Source organism: Ectobacillus funiculus, from assembly GCF_004138295.1.
Lineage (GTDB): Bacteria > Bacillota > Bacilli > Bacillales > Bacillaceae_G > Ectobacillus > Ectobacillus funiculus.
Window position 1 is genome coordinate 225,305 of sequence record NZ_SCFM01000012.1, and the last position, 18,107, is coordinate 243,411.

Here is an 18,107-nt window from a genome sequence, read left to right on the forward strand (position 1 = left end):
CCCTCTAATAAATAAAATAAAAGGCGTAAGAAAATCTTACGCCTTTATTATTGTTAGTACTTAATCAAGAAATATTTCTTTTTACCACGGCGAATGATTGTAAACTGTCCTTCGATTCGGTCTGCAGCCGTAATAATACGGTTTACATCCTGTTCACGCACTCCATTTACTGATACAGCGCCGTTCGATACGTCTTCACGTGCCTGGCGCTTGGAGGAAACAATTTTACTTGCAACAAGCAAATCAACTAAAGAAATCTCTTCCCCTGTATGCTCATAAGATGGAACATCCTTAAAGCCCTGCTGAATTTCCTCTGCTGTAAGTTCTGCTACAGAGCCGCTGAAGAGTGCCGCTGAAATTTTGATCGCTTGCTCTAATGCTGCTTCCCCGTGCACAAGCTTCGTCATTTCTGCTCCTAATGCTTTTTGTGCCGCACGTTGCTCTGGCGCTTCTTGCATTTGCTTTTCTAATTCGTTAATTTCTTCATGGGACAGGAATGTGAAGTATTTTAAATATTTTACAACATCACGGTCATCCGTATTAATCCAGAATTGATAGAACTCATATGGCGTCGTTTTTTCCGGATCAAGCCAAATCGCTCCACCTTCAGTTTTACCGAATTTTGTACCGTCTGATTTTGTTACAAGCGGCACTGTTAAACCAAATACCTTCGCATCTTCCTCTGATTTACGAATTAATTCCATGCCGGCTGTAATATTGCCCCATTGATCACTGCCGCCAACTTGCAGTCTGCAGCCATGTGTTTGATATAAATTTAAAAAGTCATAAGATTGTAAAATCATGTAGCTAAACTCTGTAAAGGAAATACCTGTTTCTAAACGAGCAGAGACAGACTCCTTCGCAAGCATATAGTTTAATCCAAAGTTTTTTCCGATATCACGCAGGAACGTAATAACATCAAGCTTTCCAATCCAATCATAGTTATTGGCAACAGTTGCTGGATTCTCTTCTTTTTCAAAATCTAAGAAACGGGATAGCTGCTCCTTAATACGCTGACTGAACATTGCTACTGTTTCTTTTTCATTAAGCTGACGCTCTGCCTTCTTTCCACTCGGGTCACCAATTAAACCCGTGCCGCCGCCGACAAGCGCAATTGGCTGATGTCCAGCCTGCTGAAAGCGGCGTAAAATAAGAATAGGCAGCATATGACCAATATGCAGACTATCTGCTGTCGGGTCAAAACCGCAATACAGCTTTACTACTTCTTTGTTTAATAACTCACGCAGTCCTTCCGCATCTGTCTGTTGGTTAATCAATCCTCGAAACTCTAAGTCCTGTAAAATATCCATTGTCTTCTCTCCTCCATTCAAATAAAGAAAACTTGGCGATCGCCTAGTTGTGCTTATACTTTCTCCTTAAAAACTCCTACTACATAGCCTCTTAGCCGGAAATTTATAATTCTTTAAAGTATAAAAAAAATCGCCCCTTCTTAAAAAGAAGGGACGATTGAATATATAATCGCGGTACCACCCTAGTTGTGACATATTGTCACCGCTCCATTTTGATAACGGCTCGTGCCGTCCTTCCCCTCTTGCGTAATAATTCAATCGAAGAAGAATGCTCCAGGGTGTAATTCGTAATCATTTATGTGCTGATTCACACCGACCATCAGCTCTCTGTGACAGGGAAATGATTGCTACTAAATCCTTTCAACGCGCAAATATTCATGATTTACTATCTTTATACCATTGATAGCGGTATCATGTCAAATACAGCTTTCTACAGTATAAAGAAAACTTGCCGATTGGCGAGCCCTGTTCTTGGGCAAAGACAGAGGCTTAGTTGCCCTTATATTGTATTCCTAAAATTTCTTGCTGCGTCAAATGGCCTCCCGGCTAGAAATTTATACTTTCTTAAAGCGCAAGAAAAACCAAGCCGAACAGGATGCTCAGACTTGGTTTATTTACAATAGTATTAATCTTCTAAAGTAGAGAGGTCGCCTGTTGGCAAGTTTAACTCCCAAGCCTTCAAGACACGGCGCATAATTTTACCGCTGCGCGTCTTCGGCAGCTTATCACGGAATTCAATTTGACGCGGAGCCGCGTGGGCAGCCAGACCTTTCTTTACAAACAAACGAATGTCCTCAATGAGCTCCTCGGAAGGCTTGTAGCCTGCGCGAAGCGCGATAAACGCCTTAATAATTTCGCCGCGGACCGGGTCAGGGATACCGATCACACCAGCTTCAGCAACAGCCGGATGCTCAACAAGCTTGCTTTCGACTTCAAACGGGCCTACACGTTCTCCCGCTGTCATAATCACATCGTCAATACGACCTTGAAACCAAAAATAGCCATCTTCATCCATATAAGCAGAATCACCCGATACATACCAATCGCCTGGCATGAAGTAGGATTCATATTTCGCCGGGTTGTTCCAGACGGCCCGCATCATAGACGGCCAGCCGCTCTTAATTGCGAGATTTCCCATTGTATACGGCGGAACCTCTTTGCCCTCATTATCAACAATAGCAGCTTGTACACCTGGTATCGGCTTACCCATGGAGCCGGGACGGATTTCCATACACGGATAGTTACAAATGAGTTGCGCACCCGTTTCTGTCATCCACCACGTATCATGAATCCGAAGATTAAATACCTTAACGCCCCAGCGTACAACCTCGGGATTTAAAGGCTCACCTACACTTAAAATATGACGAAGAGAGGATAAATCATATTTTTTAATCACATCCTCGCCGGCACCCATTAACATCCGGAATGCGGTCGGTGCGCTGTACCATACGGTTACACCGTATTCCTGCAGCGTTTCATACCATGTGTCAGGGCTGAAACGCCCGCCTAAAATAACATTGGATGTTCCTGTTAGCCAAGGGCCAAAAATACCGTAGGATGTTCCGGTTACCCAGCCTGGGTCAGCAGTACACCAGTATACATCATCTTCTTTTAAATCAAGAACCCATTTGGCTGTTTGATGATGTTGAATCATTGCATTTTGTACGTGAAGAACACCCTTTGGCTTTCCAGTAGATCCAGATGTATAATGAAGAATTAAACCATCCTCACGGCTGAGCCATGTGATGTCGAGCTTTTTAGCGGCCTGTTCGAATAGTGGGTTGAACGCGATAATTTTACCGCCTTCTTCTATGTTGTCACCTATCACAAATACTGTTTTTAACGCAGGAAGATCATTGAGCGGAACGCGTGAAAGAAGCTCTGGTGTTGTAACAAGTACCTTTGCTTCACTGTCCTCTAAACGATCGCGCACGGCTACCTCCATAAAGGCTTCAAATAACGGTCCAACAATTGCACCGAGCTTCATCGCGCCGAGCACTGTAAAATACAATTCCGGAGAGCGGGGCATAAAGATAAAAACACGGTCACCTTTTTCGATCTCACCGTAAGTTTTTAACACGTTCCCAGCCTTGTTGGATTGCTCCATCATTTCCTTAAATGTGTATTTTTCCTTACGATTTGCATCTTGATAGTAAAGGGCAATCTTATTTTTCCGGTGGGATGCAGCATGTTTATCAATTGCTTCATACGCCATATTTACTTGTCCCGTTTCGTACCAAGAAAAATCCTTCTCTGCTTCTACCCAGTCAAAGCTGTTATACGTGTCTTCATAACTAAGTAGATTGCTATCTCCTTTCATTACAGGAAGCGCTTCCACCTTCATTGTTAAATCCCCCTTCGTTATGGAATCTAATGCTTATTATAATATAAACTATTCCGAACTTTCAGTATTTTTCTTACAAAATTTTATATTTTTTTACAATATCCTAAATTACTGCAGAATATTTTACATAATTCTGACGATATTTATAGTTCACTTCAAAGTTGTTTTACGCTACTATGAAAAGAAGATACAGTTAGATTGTTTGCTTCCTCTCCAAAAAGGTGGTGAGATTAATTGATTCACAACAAGGTGTATCATTCACAAACGCTACAGGCCTCAAAAGGTAACCTCATCATAGAAGGACCAGTCCCTGCTCTTACTTTAGAAAATTGTGAATTTCACGAGGATTTAAAGGCTTTTCGACCCGCACATCAGCAGCATCAAGCCATCATTGAAATTTCAACCCTCCCGGAAGCACGTGTTATTATCGCACGGCATGAACATACGATTGTAGGGTATGTCACATATTTGTATCCTGACCCGCTTGAACGCTGGTCAGAGTCAAACATGGACAATTTAGTAGAATTGGGGGCCATCGAAGTAATTCCGGAGTTTCGCGGATGTCATGTCGGTCAAAATATGCTCCAAGTCTCCATGATGGACGATTACATGGAAGACTACGTTATTATCACAACCGAATATTATTGGCACTGGGATTTAAAAGGAACAGGCTTAAATGTGTGGGAGTATAGAAAGATAATGGAGAAAATGATGAACGCTGGCGGGCTTATTTGGATGGCAACGGATGATCCTGAAATTTGCTCACATCCAGCTAATTGCTTAATGGTACGAATCGGAAAACGTGTTAACCAGCAATCTATTGAAATGTTTGACAGAATTCGTTTTCAAAATCGTTTTATGTACTAGAGGGGGAAAGTCTATGATGGTCGAAGAAACTATGAATACAACATCTGCAACGCTCCGCTCGACAAGCAGAACTGAAACAATGCATCCCCTAAAAATCAGCGAGTATTTACACAAAAAAGACTGTAAGGTACTATGGTCCGACTTGGTGGGAACATCATCATGAAGAATGTCTTTGTTTACTCCGATGCGTTTCAGACCTATCGATTTAGCCTTGAGCATCCATTTAATCAGTTACGTGTAAAACTTTCCTATGATTTACTGCAAAAAGGGGGATTCATTCGTGAAGAGCAAATCGTTGTGCCACGTATTGCGACTGAGGAAGAAATCGCTCTTATCCATGATCAAAACTATATAGAGGCAATAAAAAAGGCTGGCGAAGGGAAACTCGATAAACAAACAGCTCTGCAATATGGACTTGGCACCGATGATGTGCCCATGTTTGCAGGCATGCATGAAGCGAGTGCACTGTTAGTAGGAGGAACGTTAACAGCGGTCGATTATGTATTAGAGGGAAAAGCAGAGCACGCCTTAAATTTAGGCGGAGGACTGCATCATGGCTTTCATAATAAAGCCTCCGGTTTCTGTATTTACAATGACAGCGCTATCGCCATCAAATATATACAGAAAAAATACGGACTGCGTGTCATGTACATTGATACAGATGCCCATCATGGGGATGGTGTGCAAGCATCATTTTATGATGACCCAAATGTGTGCACTGTATCTATCCATGAAACAGGCCGATACTTGTTTCCGGGAACTGGAGATGTCAATGAGCGCGGGCAAGGTGCCGGCTATGGATATTCCTTCAATGTCCCTTTAGATGCATTCACAGAGGATGAATCTTTTCTTTACACATATCGTACGCTAATTCGGGAAATTGCGGCCTACTTCGAGCCAGATGTTATTCTCACGCAAAACGGTGTAGACGCCCATTACTACGACCCTCTTACCCACCTTTGCGCTACTATCAATGTCTATCAGGAAATTCCAAAAATCGCTCACGAAATTGCTCACGAATACTGCAATGGGCGGTGGATTGCGGTAGGAGGCGGTGGATACGATATTTGGCGTGTTGTACCTCGTGCATGGTCGCTTATATGGCTTGAAATGAATCATATGCGCAATGTTGCATCAGGACTCTTGCCTCTTGAGTGGGTGAATGCATGGAAACAGCAAGCGCCTGTACAGCTTCCCTTGCATTGGGAGGATCCAGAGAATATGTACAAGTCCATTCCACGCAAACAGGAGATTGAAGAAAAAAACTATCTATCCTTAACAAAATGTCTCGAGCCGCTCCGAACAAACCTGAAAAATATGATTATGTAGCTAAAGAAAAGCGAGCCCTGCCCTTGGGCGAAGACAGAGGCGTGCGTAGTTGCACCTTATACTGGATTCCTAAAATTTCTCACTACGTCGAATCGTCTTCTAGCTAGAAATTTATACTTTCTTAAAGTGTAAGAAAAAAGCGGATGCAGTTTTACTTGCATCCGCTTTTTTACTTAAGAAAGTGTAGCCACGCTTCTATCTTCGCCTAACAGCGAGCTTTCTTCCCTATTCCCTTGTAGAGTTACGGAACTGGATACGGTGTGGCAGGATTACATTATGATCTCCTACCGATTCCTTGTTCATATACTTAGTGAGCAAACGCATCGCAACCGCACCAATATCATACATTGGCTGTACGACAGTTGTTAATTGCGGACGCACCATTGTTGCAAGACGTGTATTATCAAAGCCAATTACTTCTAATTCACTAGGAATATGAACACCTTGGTCCTGTGCTGCATGAATAACACCAAGTGCCATTTCATCTGAAGATACAAATACAGCTGTTGGCTTGCTTTCAAGCTCTGCTAATTTCTCATATGCCTCCATTCCGGAGTCATATGTGTAATCTCCTTCGGCTACAAGCGCTTCATCATAAGGAATACCAGCCTCTGCAAGCGCCTTTTGGTACCCGAGCTGCTTTTTATGGTTAAGGGCCGCTTCTGCATATGGACCGGAAACAAAGCCAATTCGAGTATGTCCTTTATCAAGAAGATGCTTAATTGCATCATAAGCTGCCTGCTCATAATCAATGTTTACGGATGGCGTGATGTTTTCTCCGTCAAAAGAAGCCGCAAGTACGATAGGTACCGGTGATTTTTCAAACTCTTCTACGTGCTCCTTCGTGATGTTTTCACCCATAAATACAATGCCATCTACTTGCTTTCCAAGCATCGTATTTAACAAGTGCATCTCTTTTTCCTTGTTTTGGTCAGAGTTACTTAAAATAATATTGTATTTATACATCGTTGCAATATCTTCAATACCGCGTGCCAGCTCAGCATAAAAAATATTAGAAATATCAGGAATAATTACGCCGACTGTTGTTGTTCTCTTGCTCGCCAATCCTCTTGCTACTGCATTTGGACGGTATCCAAGACGATCAATCGCTTCAAGTACTTTTTTTCTTGTTGTAGGTTTCACATTAGGGTTACCATTTACAACACGCGAAACAGTTGCCATGGATACATTCGCTTCACGTGCCACATCATATATTGTAACATTCATCAGGTCATACGCTCCTTTTATAAACTTGCTCTATGTAAAATTGTTCTTTATCCGTTTACATAATGAGATGTATTTAAACATACTAAAAATATTATACATACATCTTTAATCATACGATATAAATACTTATTCAGACAATATTTTCCCTCAAATGTACAAAAAAAATTCTTAAATTTTGCGTAAAAAGTATAAAAACCAACAAAAACATCCATTCTTTTTTGTGCAATTTCACCAAAAAGAAAATTTTTGACCTTCCTGAAGCTGTAAATACTTCAAGCAGCTGAAATTTTATTCTCATACACTTTGTTCTTGAAAATTTCTGTTACCTCGAATTCACCCCTATCTGGAATATATCTCTAATGGGATACAAAAAAGCCGAGGAACAGCTGAATTATATCCAACCACTCCCCGGCCCTTTTTAAGAAGATAAGAAAGCATTGTTCTAGCCACGCTAGTGCCTGGCCTTTCGCAATCAAATAAGCTGCCTGTTGCTGCTAAACGGTGTCACTTATACTTTCCTTGTTTGCACATTTATGTTTTTAAATGCCTTTAGTTCATCCATAAATGAATGGAATTGCGGAATATTCATTTGCTGAGCAGAATCGGACAATGCCACGGCTGGATCTGGATGCACCTCTGCCATGACAGCGTCCGCACCAATTGCGATTGCTGCCTTTGCTGTTGGAAGCAGCAAGTCCCTGCGTCCCGTCGAATGTGTAACGTCAACTACAACAGGTAAATGCGTTTCCTGTTTCAAAATTGGTACAGCGGAGATATCAAGCGTATTTCGCGTTGCACGCTCATATGTACGAATGCCGCGCTCACAAAGAATGATTTCACCATTTCCCTGCGCGATAATGTACTCAGCTGCGTAAATAAACTCTTCAATCGTAGCAGAAAGACCTCGTTTTAATAGGATCGGCTTCTTCACATCACCCGCAGCTCTCAACAAATCAAAGTTTTGCATATTGCGCGCGCCGATTTGAATCACGTCGACATAATCCAATGCCATTTCAATGTCCTTTGGATTTAAAATCTCGCTTACGATAGCAAGACCATATTCATCACCGACCTGGCGGAGGATCTTCAAGCCCTCCACGCCTAGCCCTTGAAAATCATACGGAGATGTACGAGGCTTGAAGGCACCACCTCGCATGAGTTTTAATCCCTGCTTCTGCAGCGCCTGACCAACGCTCCTTACCTGCTCATAGCTTTCCACTGCGCATGGTCCCATAATGAAATGAACCTGACCGTCACCGATCTTCTCACCATTGATTTCAACAATTGTATCTTCCGGTTTCTTCTTACGAGAGACAAGCAGTGCCTTTCGATTGTCATCTTCCTGCAGCTCAAGACTCATTTGGAAAACTTGCTTAAAAATATGTTGCAGTGTAGACGTCTCAAATGGTCCATTATTATTCTCTGAAATCATATCGAGCATTTTACGTTCACGCACAGGATCAAACCGCTTTACACCTTGCACTTCCCTTAGCTTATTAATTTCCTGTACAACCTTGCCGCGATCATTTAACAGCTGTAAAATCTTTAAATTGATTTCATCCACTTGCAAGCGTAATGTTTCCAAATCTTTTGATGACAAGGTAAAGACCCCCTTCAGAAATGGTATACCAAACATTATGAATAGCTGTTCTAGCCTAGCAAAAAGGGAAATTACTGTCTGCAGTCTCTTGTATACATCCCTTACACTATCACGCTGCAACTTCACACACAGAAATTCCATTTTTTCCATTTAATACTATAAATGTAGAGCTCGTCAATGTATTTTTCTGAAAATTTACAAATCTTTTCATAAAAATCATTTTTCAAGTAATGGGCTTGCTCTAATTATTCATTTATTCACCGCGTACCCGCACCGGAGGCCTCTCCTGTTTGCGCTCCCGTTGCTCGTCCTTTTCAAGTTTTCGTTTTCGAAGACGGCCATATACCTCAATCGCTGCCGTACTCCACTGCATGACCTGTGCGACCTTATCTGCATTTTGCTCTACCTGATGGGTAACAGAGTTCGTCGCCTGAGCCAGCTTACCGTTAATAGAATCAATTGTTGTGCCAATGCCTTCTACTGACTTTACTACCTTATTCAGTGACTGGGATTTCTGCTGAATGTCTTCAGCTAATGCATTTGTTTTGTGAAGCAGCTGCTCTGTTTCATATGTAACACCCTGTAATTGCTTCTCCAGCGCAGCTGTTGTACGCGCAAGACTTAGCAGCGTTTTGCGCATTGCCACGAGTGTATTGCCAAGGTACGCCGCCAGCACCGCAAATGCAATAGCTGCAATTAGCGCACTTACATATAAAATGATTTCCATACGGTTCACCCCTTCGGCTCTATTGTTAGTATTATACAACGATTTTTGTTGCTATTCTAATCTTCTCATAAGATGACCCGAAACGATACAAACATTTCATTTTTTTGGAAAATAGCTAGCATCTTAGTAAACAAACGAGAAAAAGTGGGTTACAATAGTTTTGATATCTCAATTTAGGAGGGGTACACATATGAAAGATCCACGTATTGAAACGTTAGCGAACAACCTCATTCATTATTCTGTAAAACTAAAAAAAGGTGAAAAAGTTTTAATTGAAAATTTCGGGCTTGAGCGTGAGCTAGTCAGTGCACTTATTAAGGAAGCATACGCAGCAGGAGGCTATCCATTCGTATCCTTAAAAGATAACCAGGTGAACCGTGCATTAATGATGGATGCCTCAGAAGAGCATTTTTCGCAAATTGCAGACTTTGAAGCAGAAGTCATGAAAAGCATGGATGCTTACATCGGACTTCGCTCCGGCAGCAATGTTAATGAACTGGCAGATGTTCCAAGTGACAAGATGAAGATTTACAACCAAACAGTCGGTCAAAAGGTACACCGTGAGATTCGTGTCCCGAAAACAAAATGGGTCGTCCTTCGCTATCCGACAGCTTCTATGGCACAGCTTGCAAAAATGAGCACTGAAGCATTTGAGGACTTCTATTTCGATGTCTGCAACCTTGACTACGGCAAAATGAATGAAGCGATGGACGGACTCGTTGAGCTGATGAATCGTACAAACAAAGTACGAATTACGGGCCCTGGTACTGACTTAACATTCTCCATTCAGGACATCCCGGCCATTAAATGTGCGGGCGAAATGAACATTCCAGATGGTGAGGTGTTTACAGCTCCAGTAAAAGACTCCGTAAACGGAACCATTACATATAACACACCGTCTCCTTATAACGGTTACACATTTGAAAACGTAAAGCTTACATTTAAAGATGGTAAAATCGTGGAAGCAATGGCAAATGATACTTCAAGAATTAATGACATTTTTGATACAGATGAAGGTGCTCGTTTTATCGGGGAATTCGCTATTGGTGTTAATCCTTACATTCTCCATCCAATGGGCGATATTTTATTTGACGAAAAAATTGACGGCAGCTTCCACTTCACACCAGGCCAAGCATATGACGAAGCCTATAACGGAAACAACTCTAATATCCACTGGGATTTAGTTTGCATTCAGCGTCCAGAATACGGAGGCGGCGAAATATACTTCGATGATGTACTCATTCGAAAAGACGGCCGTTTTGTAATTGCTGAGCTAGAAGCATTAAACCCTGAGAATTTAAAGTAGACTCGCTGATTGGCGAGTCGCCAGATGAAGACAGAGGCGTAGTTGCACTTACACTGCACTCCTAAATTTTCCAACTACGTCGAATTCACTTCTAGCTGGAAATTTATCCTTTCCCAGGGTGTAAAGAAAAGAGGAAGCGGAATTTCCGCCTCCTCTTTTCTACTTCACTTCGACTGCCTTCTCGTAGGCTTTTTGGAACTTCTGAATATCTCCTGCACCCATAAAGATCAGCACAGCATCATGATGCTTTTTCAATACATCTGTTGTCATGACGCTAATAAGCTCAGAGCCATCAATCCTTTGCTGCAGGTCACGGATGGAAAGTTCTCCTTGATCCTCTCGTGCAGAACCGAAAATGTCACATAAATAGACTTGATCTGCTTTCTGCAAGCTTGCTGCAAATTCATCTAGAAACTTTTTCGTACGCGTAAATGTATGCGGCTGGAATACTGCAACAATTTCGCGCGTTGGATATTTTTGCCTCGCTGCTTCAATCGTAGCATTTATCTCTGTAGGGTGATGGGCATAATCATCAATGATAATTTGTGTGCTAAACTTCTTCTCGCTAAAACGACGCTTTACGCCCCCAAAGGTTGTTAACTGCTCCTTCACAATATCTATAGATATATTTTCATAGTGACATAGTGCAATAACTGCCAGTGCGTTTAAAACACTATGGTTGCCATATCCCGTAATCTGAAATGTTCCATAGTGCGTATTTCGTACAAACACATCAAAACGTGTTCCATCTGTTCCCTTTTGGATGTTGCGCGCTTGAAAATCGTTATGCTCGTCAAAGCCGTAGAAGATGACAGGTACCTTGGCCTGCATTCGCTGTAGCTGCTCATCGTCACCGCAGGCAATAATCCCTTTGTTCACTTGCAGCGCCATTTCCTGAAACGCGCTGAACACATCGTTAATGTCCGCAAAATAATCCGGATGATCAAAGTCGATGTTCGTCATTATTGCATAATCTGGGTGATAAGACAAAAAGTGTCTCCGATATTCACATGCCTCAAACACAAAATATTTGCTGTCTTCTACGCCTTTTCCCGTTCCGTCACCAATTAAATACGACGTTGGATATGCGCCCTGTATCACATGGGAAAGCAGACCGGTCGTAGATGTTTTACCATGTGCACCGGAAACAGCAACGCTCGTATAACGGCTCATTAGATCACCAAGGAAATGATGATAACGATAAATCGGCAAATCCAGCTCCTTCGCACGCTCAATTTCTTCATGCGTATCTGGAAATGCATTACCAGCAATAATCACTTGCCCCTCTTGAATATTATTTTTATCAAAAGGCAAAATTGCGATTCCACGTTTTTCAAGCTCTGTTTGGGTGAAAAAATGCTTATCCACATCAGATCCTTGAACGGCATAGTTCATATCATGCAGGATTTGCGCCAACGCACTCATACCTGTTCCTTTGATGCCTACAAAGTGATAAACTGTCATTTTAAAGAACCTCCAACATCTATAACTAATACAACGGCCTATCTGTAAGACAGTATATGATGGTGTTTTCGTTTTTGGGAATGACAATAAAAATTCTTCCTGTATTGTTATCTCGAAACACGAAACAAACACATAACGTAGCCATTATAGACAATTCCCCAAGCTGCATAGGACTAAGAAACAATGCTGCAACCGGTTCGGCCGAGAAAAACACAACTGCTTCTTAACAATCTGGGGGCGTGCTGCAGGCACAAAAAACTGTACCCTGCAGCACGCCCAAGCACATCTGAAATCATAACAAGCACAATCAGTGTTAGAATTCATATACCTCTTGTTTTTCTAATAACTCAACACGTTCTAACCGCGGGTTCGGACGATATTTTCGTCCAGCCTTCGCTTGCGGCTCTCCATTAAGCTCCACATTATCCCCTGTAAAGCCAATATTCATTTTAAGCAAGCTGCTTCCCACCCCGTACATATCCACCGGGACATCCTGTGACTCAAATGCACGGATTCTCTTCTCATCAAATCCGCCGGTTACTACAATTTTCACGTGCTCATAGCCCTCTACGTCAAGCGCCTGACGAAGCGCAAAAACAAGCTGCGGGTTCACACCACGCGGGTCGAAAGTGCCGAGCACCTCTGGATGCCGAATGAAATATTGGTCAATCATTGTACGAGATGTATCAAGGCGCACACCTTTTAAGTCTTGACCAAATTCCCTCGCCACGCGAAGCGCATCAGTAATCACATCGTTATTATAATCAATCAGCACGATTAAGTCATCCTCTGGAAATTGTTGATAGTAGGCTTTTGTCGCCTCAACAACATCTCCGCCAAACATTTGAATAAGCGCATGAGGCATTGTACCCATACCGCTTTTTCCCCACCATTCGTTCATCGCATGAGTTGCCTGAGCACTTGTTCCCCCAATATAGGCTGCATACCCATCTCCTGCCTGCTGTGTAAAATGGTCGTCACGATCCCCCATAAAAATGATTGGCTTTTCTCTGCTGCCGCTGCGCGCTGCTTGCACAACGTTGTACACATTCGTTGCCACTGATGTACGTCTAGCCAAAATACCGTCAATAACACCTTCTAAATATCCAAAGTATTCATAAGGTCCACGAATGGTTAGTACTGTTTCAAACGGACTAATTTTATCGCCATCCTTTAAAGAATGGACTTCCAGCTTCTCCGGATGCACCGCAAAAGTTTGCAATAACGCAATCGCTTCATCCGTACCGCATAAAACCGCATGCTCCCGCTGGAAAAACTGCATAGTTACTACTGTTCCCGGACGAGTATGCTGAATAATCTCACGAGTCTTCAAAAAGTAAACCGCAGAAAACCAGCCTTCTCCAACGCGCTCATCAAACTTAAAGGTTTGATTTGTAAGACGCTTAATTTTGCCTTGTAGCTTCCATTCTATTTCTTTCATCATGATTGATTCCCTACCCATCCATCTCATCAGTTCTTTTAGTATAACCCGTCTAATCCAGCTTCCGTGTGTTTATAAACAGGAAGAGGAGGTCAATGCCCTTATCCTTGTCCATTCATATCCTGCATAGCAGCCAGCTCTCCCTCTGTGATGAGAACATCACGCGGCTTTGTTCCGCGAGCCTCCGAAATAATGCCTTGTGCTTCCATTTCTTCAATAAGACGTGCAGCACGATTATAACCAATTCGGAAGCGACGTTGCACAGATGAGGCAGATGCGCCGCCCTGCTCCAATACAAACTGACAAGCATCATAAAATAGCTCATCCTCTGCTGCGTGCTGCTCTGCCTTCGCCAGCAAATCATCCTGCTGAAACATATAGCATGGCTTCATTTGCTGTTTTACATGCTGCACGGTACGCTCAATTTCCTCATCTGATACATATACCCCCTGCAGACGAACCGTTTTTGATGTGCCATTTTCTAAAAATAACATATCCCCGCGTCCAAGTAATTTTTCTGCCCCTGCAGTATCGATAATGGTCCGAGAGTCAACCTGAGACGATACAGTAAAAGCAATACGTGTCGGTATATTTGACTTAATGAGCCCAGTAATTACATCCACAGACGGGCGCTGCGTCGCGACAAGCAAATGAATTCCACATGCACGCGCCTTTTGCGCAATACGGCAAATAGCTTCTTCTACATCAGCAGCTGCTACCATCATTAAATCTGCCAACTCATCAATTACGATGACAATGTAAGGCAGCTGCTGTCCTGGCGCTTGCTTTTGCTCAACAAGATCATTATACCTTGTTAAATCACGGGCACCTGCATGTGCAAATGACTCGTATCGACGGTCCATTTCTTCTACAGCCCACTTCAACGCAGCCGTAGCTGCTTTTGCATCTGTAATCACTGGAGATACAAGATGAGGCACTTCATTATACGGTGCCAACTCGACCATTTTCGGGTCAATCAACATAAGCTTCACCTCATGAGGCATAGCTTTATATAAGATACTTGTCAAAATTGCGTTGATACACACACTCTTTCCGGATCCGGTCGAGCCTGCAATCAACCCATGCGGCATTTTGCGGATATCAGTTACAATCGGTGCACCGGAAATATCCAAACCAAGCGCAACCGTTAGAGGCGAATCACTTTTTGCAAACTCAGGACTACGCAAAATTTCTCGCAAAAACACTGGCTTGCTTTCCTTATTCGGCACCTCAATGCCAACTGCATTCTTGCCCGGAATCGGCGCTTCAATACGAATATCGCGTGCAGCTAAATTTAGCTTAATATCATCGGATAAATTAGTAATTTTATTAACCTTGACTCCTGGGTCAGGCTGTACTTCAAAACGCGTAACAGAAGGTCCTTGTGTCAGATTCACAACCTTGGCACCTACATTAAAATTAAAGAATGTTGTATTGAGCAATTCCATTTGCTCCTGCAGCCACTCGTCATCATTCACTTCTAAACGCGATGGAACATGCAATAAATGTATAGGCGGTAGCGTATATAGTGGCATTTCTTGCTTCTTTTGCTCCAAGCGAAGCCTGTCCTGCTTAAGCATCATTACGTTATACGGCACAAACCGCTTTCTCTCACGCCCCTCGACCTTTACAGACTGAGGGTTTTCAAGAGGCCCCTTTTCTTCCGCTGCCTCTACCACCTTAGAAGTCTCTTGTCCCTGCTGCTCTTTAGCTTCCTCTTCCCCCAATAGCTCACTTGTTTCTACTGCCTCTGTCTCTTCAGAAGATTCTTGCTCCTGCTGCTCTTTAGCTTCCTCTTCCTCCAGCAGCTCACTTGTTTCTACTGCCTCTGCCTCTTCAGAAGATTCTTGCTCCTGCTGCTCTTTAGCTTCCTCTTCCTCCAATAGCTCACTTGTTTCTACTGCCTCTGCCTCTTCAGAAGATTCTTGCTCCTGCTGCTCCTTAGCTTCCTCTTCCTTCAGTAGCTCACTCGCTACTTCTGTCTCTTCAGAAGATTCTTGCTCCTGCTGCTCTTTAGCTTCCTCTTCCTTCAGTAGCTCACTCGCTTTTACTGCTTTTACTGCTTCTGCCTCTTCAGAGGGTCCTTGCTCCTGCTGTTCTCCTTCTGATGCAAAATCCTCCAGCTCAGGTAGCCCCACTGTTTTTAGTTCTGTTAGTGCTTCGTTCTGCACAACTTGCACTACCTCTGGCTTTTCATAAGCCTTTTCCACATACTCCTTACTTAAGAGTGTTTGCTCTTCAGTATCTCCGTATGCCTTTTCGATGTGTATCGCTTCCGTCTTCTCAAAAACTGATACGTATCCATTTTTCTCAAGCCATGCATCCACTACTGATTTTCTTTCATTTGACAGTACGATATCCTCATCCTCAACAGGCGGACGCTTTTCTTCCACCTGCCCTGGACGTGTATAACCAAAAACAGGCGATGGGACTTCAGTCGGACGAAAAGGAACACGGCTAGACTCTGGCAATTGTGGACGAGTAAAGACCTGCTCCTCAGGCTGCTGCAATGTAGGTTCCGTTACATGCTGCGGCACAGAAGGCCGTGCTTGTTCAGGCTGCTCCCACTGCAATGAACGAGGGCGGGGTCTGCTTCTATCCTGTTCTATAGAAGGCTGCCTTTTTACCTGATCAGTTCGAACAGGCTCACGTCTCTCAAGCGGTTCATTAATATCTAGCGGAAACCGAAATTTCCCCTTTGGGTATTGATAAGTCACTCTAGCCTCTATTTCTTTTTGTAACGGTTCATATTTGTCTATAACAGGCGAATGATCTGTTTGAGGAGCTTCAGGTACACTCTCCTCCTTCTTCAACAGTTTTTTCATCCAATCTAACATGCAGTACCACTCTTTCTGCAAAATAATAACATCTTTTATTGTAACAGCATTATAGCGAATGTGGGAAAAAAAATTATAGGAGACAAAATCCCCTAGCAACACTACATAATATGTAAAGAAAACTCGCCGATTGGCGAGCCAGCCCTTGGGCGAAGACAGAGGCGTAGTTGCACTCATATTACATTCCTAAAATTTCCAACTACACCGAATTCATTTCTACCTGGAAATTTGCGCCTGCTTAGAAGCGCAAAAAAGCAAAAACCACCTAGATAGCGGCTTTTGCTTTTGAATCCATTTATTAGATGCTACTGCCTTATCGTCGCTGTAGGATAAAGAAAACTTACTAATTGGCAAGCCGTTAGAAAAAAGTAGCAGCGTAGTTACACTTACACCTTGTTCCTAAAATTTCTGGCTACGTCGAATTCACTTCTACCTGGAAATTTATACTTTCTTAAGTGCAAAAGCAGTAATTACCTAAGAAAACATAATGGATTCACAGACTTTTTACTCTTGCTCATTATCCTTCTGCCGACGTTTTTTCCCTAAAATAAAAATTGGCTCTAGTTCCTTATTTTCATACATAAAAGAAAGAGCGGTAATTGGAACGCGACCTTCAAAGAAAAATTTCATCGTCATTTGCGCAATAATATCGTAGCCAATCTCGTTTCGAAGATCTGCAATGATTAACACATCCTGATGCGGCACCGCAACGACCATATCTCCTTCAATCTGCCCCTTCATATCTATTAAAAGGGAATCATCTAGCACTCGGCTGGCATCATAACCATCATTTTGATTAAAAAAGTAAAATACATTGCCCGCTACTTCGTCAGACTTTACCTTACGCGGCAGGGAGCGAAGGTGAAACAGGGCCATCTCCTTTACCTGCTGTTCATCAAGACCTAGATTTTGAAGGAGACGTTGATCGATGAGACGATATGTTTTTTCAGAATCAAGAGCATAATAAATCCTTGTTTCTGCTGTGTGCTCTGTTGTAACAAACGGATTTCCTTCCTCTTGCTCCATAGGAAAGGAAGTAGAGCGGATAACAGGTAAAATCCGCTCTGCCTGTGTCCCTTCTCTATGCATCGCGAGCAGTGCTTCTTCTACGTAATACACGATTTCCTCTACAGCCTTCTCTTGCTTTTGCTCCCATTTCGCAACGATACCTGGCAAGGAAACTGTAATACCTTTTTTAGTTTCCTTATCCTCGATCCGTAGCGTCTCTTTTTCCCTGTCATATTGAAACTGCCATTCTGGCCGTTCCAGCCTCCTGATCAGCTCATCCTTCACTTTCTTGCTTGTTATTTTCATTGCTTGCGAAGTCCTTCCAAAAATGCCTCAATTTGCTCTTGCGTTTTTCGATCCTTATTCACAAATCTCCCAATTTCTGCTCCCTTGCTATAAACAACAAAGCTCGGAATTCCAAATACATCTAGTTCGCGGCAAAGGTCAATAAACTTGTCACGATCAACAAAAACGAATGTAAAATCACTATATGCCTCTTCCACCTCCGGCATAAATGGCTTAATGAATACACAATCCGGACACCAATCTGCTGAAAATAAAAATACAACGTTCTGTTCTTGTTGTAATGTCTGGAACTGTTCCACGCTTTCAAGTACTTTCATATGTACACTCTCCTTCTTTCTTCT

13 protein-coding genes, 1 pseudogene and 1 other annotated feature are annotated in these 18,107 nt (G+C 42.7%); of the genes and pseudogenes, 4 read left to right on the forward strand and 10 right to left on the reverse strand.

Annotation, left to right across the window (positions count from 1 at the left end; translation table 11 throughout):
* Positions 1-53: 53 nt before the first annotated feature.
* Positions 54-1,310 carry a tyrosine--tRNA ligase gene (gene tyrS / locus EP737_RS10100; protein WP_129727845.1) on the reverse strand — a complete coding sequence of 419 codons (1,257 nt, stop codon included), beginning with the start codon at positions 1,308-1,310 and terminating at the stop codon, positions 54-56.
* Positions 1,311-1,456: 146 nt separating this feature from the next.
* Positions 1,457-1,683, reverse strand: a binding site (T-box leader).
* A 252-nt stretch (positions 1,684-1,935) separates the two neighbouring features.
* Positions 1,936-3,654: an acetate--CoA ligase gene (acsA, locus tag EP737_RS10105; protein ID WP_129727846.1), complete on the reverse strand. Its 1,719-nt coding sequence runs from the start codon at positions 3,652-3,654 to the stop codon at positions 1,936-1,938.
* A 234-nt stretch (positions 3,655-3,888) separates the two neighbouring features.
* Here acsA and EP737_RS10110 point away from each other — a divergent pair, with 234 nt between their 5' ends.
* Genes EP737_RS10110 through EP737_RS10115 form a run of 3 tightly spaced genes read left to right on the forward strand, consistent with a single transcriptional unit; the run spans position 3,889 to position 5,850 of the window.
* Positions 3,889-4,521 (forward strand): GNAT family N-acetyltransferase, encoded by a 633-nt coding sequence (locus EP737_RS10110; protein ID WP_129727847.1) that lies wholly within the window; start codon positions 3,889-3,891, stop codon positions 4,519-4,521.
* A 13-nt stretch (positions 4,522-4,534) separates the two neighbouring features.
* The gene (locus EP737_RS25525) at positions 4,535-4,684 is read left to right on the forward strand and encodes a hypothetical protein (protein ID WP_165350743.1); all 150 of its coding nucleotides are present in this window, start codon (positions 4,535-4,537) and stop codon (positions 4,682-4,684) included.
* Complete coding sequence (locus EP737_RS10115) at positions 4,681-5,850, forward strand: acetoin utilization protein AcuC (protein WP_129727848.1); 1,170 nt, start codon at positions 4,681-4,683, stop codon at positions 5,848-5,850. The genes EP737_RS25525 and EP737_RS10115 overlap by 4 nt, the downstream gene beginning before the upstream one ends.
* A 225-nt stretch (positions 5,851-6,075) precedes the next feature.
* On the opposite strand, the gene ccpA is transcribed toward EP737_RS10115, so the two are convergent.
* The 3 genes from ccpA to EP737_RS10130 form a co-directional block, all read right to left on the reverse strand.
* A complete protein-coding gene (gene ccpA / locus EP737_RS10120; protein WP_129727849.1) occupies positions 6,076-7,077 on the reverse strand; it encodes a catabolite control protein A in 1,002 nt (333 codons plus the stop codon).
* Positions 7,078-7,585: 508 nt separating this feature from the next.
* Positions 7,586-8,677, reverse strand: coding sequence for a bifunctional 3-deoxy-7-phosphoheptulonate synthase/chorismate mutase (locus EP737_RS10125; RefSeq protein WP_129727850.1), 1,092 nt, complete (start codon positions 8,675-8,677; stop codon positions 7,586-7,588).
* A gap of 253 nt (positions 8,678-8,930) precedes the next feature.
* Positions 8,931-9,404: a DUF948 domain-containing protein gene (locus tag EP737_RS10130; protein WP_129727851.1), complete on the reverse strand. Its 474-nt coding sequence runs from the start codon at positions 9,402-9,404 to the stop codon at positions 8,931-8,933.
* Between the two features lie 190 nt (positions 9,405-9,594).
* Between EP737_RS10130 and EP737_RS10135 the strand changes: the two genes are divergently transcribed.
* Positions 9,595-10,710, forward strand: coding sequence for an aminopeptidase (locus EP737_RS10135; RefSeq protein WP_129727852.1), 1,116 nt, complete (start codon positions 9,595-9,597; stop codon positions 10,708-10,710).
* A gap of 159 nt (positions 10,711-10,869) precedes the next feature.
* On the opposite strand, the gene murC is transcribed toward EP737_RS10135, so the two are convergent.
* The 5 genes and pseudogenes from murC to EP737_RS10160 form a co-directional block, all read right to left on the reverse strand.
* Positions 10,870-12,174, reverse strand: a complete 1,305-nt coding sequence (gene murC / locus EP737_RS10140) for a UDP-N-acetylmuramate--L-alanine ligase (RefSeq protein WP_129727853.1) — start codon at positions 12,172-12,174, stop codon at positions 10,870-10,872.
* Between the two features lie 313 nt (positions 12,175-12,487).
* Positions 12,488-13,615, reverse strand: coding sequence for a nicotinate phosphoribosyltransferase (locus EP737_RS10145; protein ID WP_129727887.1), 1,128 nt, complete (start codon positions 13,613-13,615; stop codon positions 12,488-12,490).
* Positions 13,616-13,716: 101 nt separating this feature from the next.
* Positions 13,717-15,147 (reverse strand): annotated as a pseudogene (locus tag EP737_RS26865) (DNA translocase FtsK); the annotation flags it as partial.
* A 1,809-nt stretch (positions 15,148-16,956) separates the two neighbouring features.
* A complete protein-coding gene (locus EP737_RS10155) occupies positions 16,957-17,766 on the reverse strand; it encodes a DUF1444 domain-containing protein (protein WP_129727855.1) in 810 nt (269 codons plus the stop codon).
* Positions 17,763-18,083 carry a thioredoxin family protein gene (locus EP737_RS10160; protein ID WP_129727856.1) on the reverse strand — a complete coding sequence of 107 codons (321 nt, stop codon included), beginning with the start codon at positions 18,081-18,083 and terminating at the stop codon, positions 17,763-17,765. The genes EP737_RS10155 and EP737_RS10160 overlap by 4 nt, the downstream gene beginning before the upstream one ends.
* Between the last annotated feature and the right edge of the window lie 24 nt (positions 18,084-18,107).

Coding starts and splice junctions, on each gene's coding strand:
- tyrS (WP_129727845.1), bottom strand. CDS start 1,310: ATGGATATTTTACAGGACTTAGAGTTTCGAGGATTGATTAACCAACAG.
- acsA (WP_129727846.1), bottom strand. CDS start 3,654: ATGAAGGTGGAAGCGCTTCCTGTAATGAAAGGAGATAGCAATCTACTT.
- EP737_RS25525 (WP_165350743.1), top strand. CDS start 4,535: ATGATGGTCGAAGAAACTATGAATACAACATCTGCAACGCTCCGCTCG.
- EP737_RS10115 (WP_129727848.1), top strand. CDS start 4,681: ATGAAGAATGTCTTTGTTTACTCCGATGCGTTTCAGACCTATCGATTT.
- ccpA (WP_129727849.1), bottom strand. CDS start 7,077: ATGAATGTTACAATATATGATGTGGCACGTGAAGCGAATGTATCCATG.
- EP737_RS10130 (WP_129727851.1), bottom strand. CDS start 9,404: ATGGAAATCATTTTATATGTAAGTGCGCTAATTGCAGCTATTGCATTT.
- EP737_RS10135 (WP_129727852.1), top strand. CDS start 9,595: ATGAAAGATCCACGTATTGAAACGTTAGCGAACAACCTCATTCATTAT.
- murC (WP_129727853.1), bottom strand. CDS start 12,174: ATGACAGTTTATCACTTTGTAGGCATCAAAGGAACAGGTATGAGTGCG.
- EP737_RS10145 (WP_129727887.1), bottom strand. CDS start 13,615: ATGAAAGAAATAGAATGGAAGCTACAAGGCAAAATTAAGCGTCTTACA.
- EP737_RS10155 (WP_129727855.1), bottom strand. CDS start 17,766: ATGAAAATAACAAGCAAGAAAGTGAAGGATGAGCTGATCAGGAGGCTG.
- EP737_RS10160 (WP_129727856.1), bottom strand. CDS start 18,083: ATGAAAGTACTTGAAAGCGTGGAACAGTTCCAGACATTACAACAAGAA.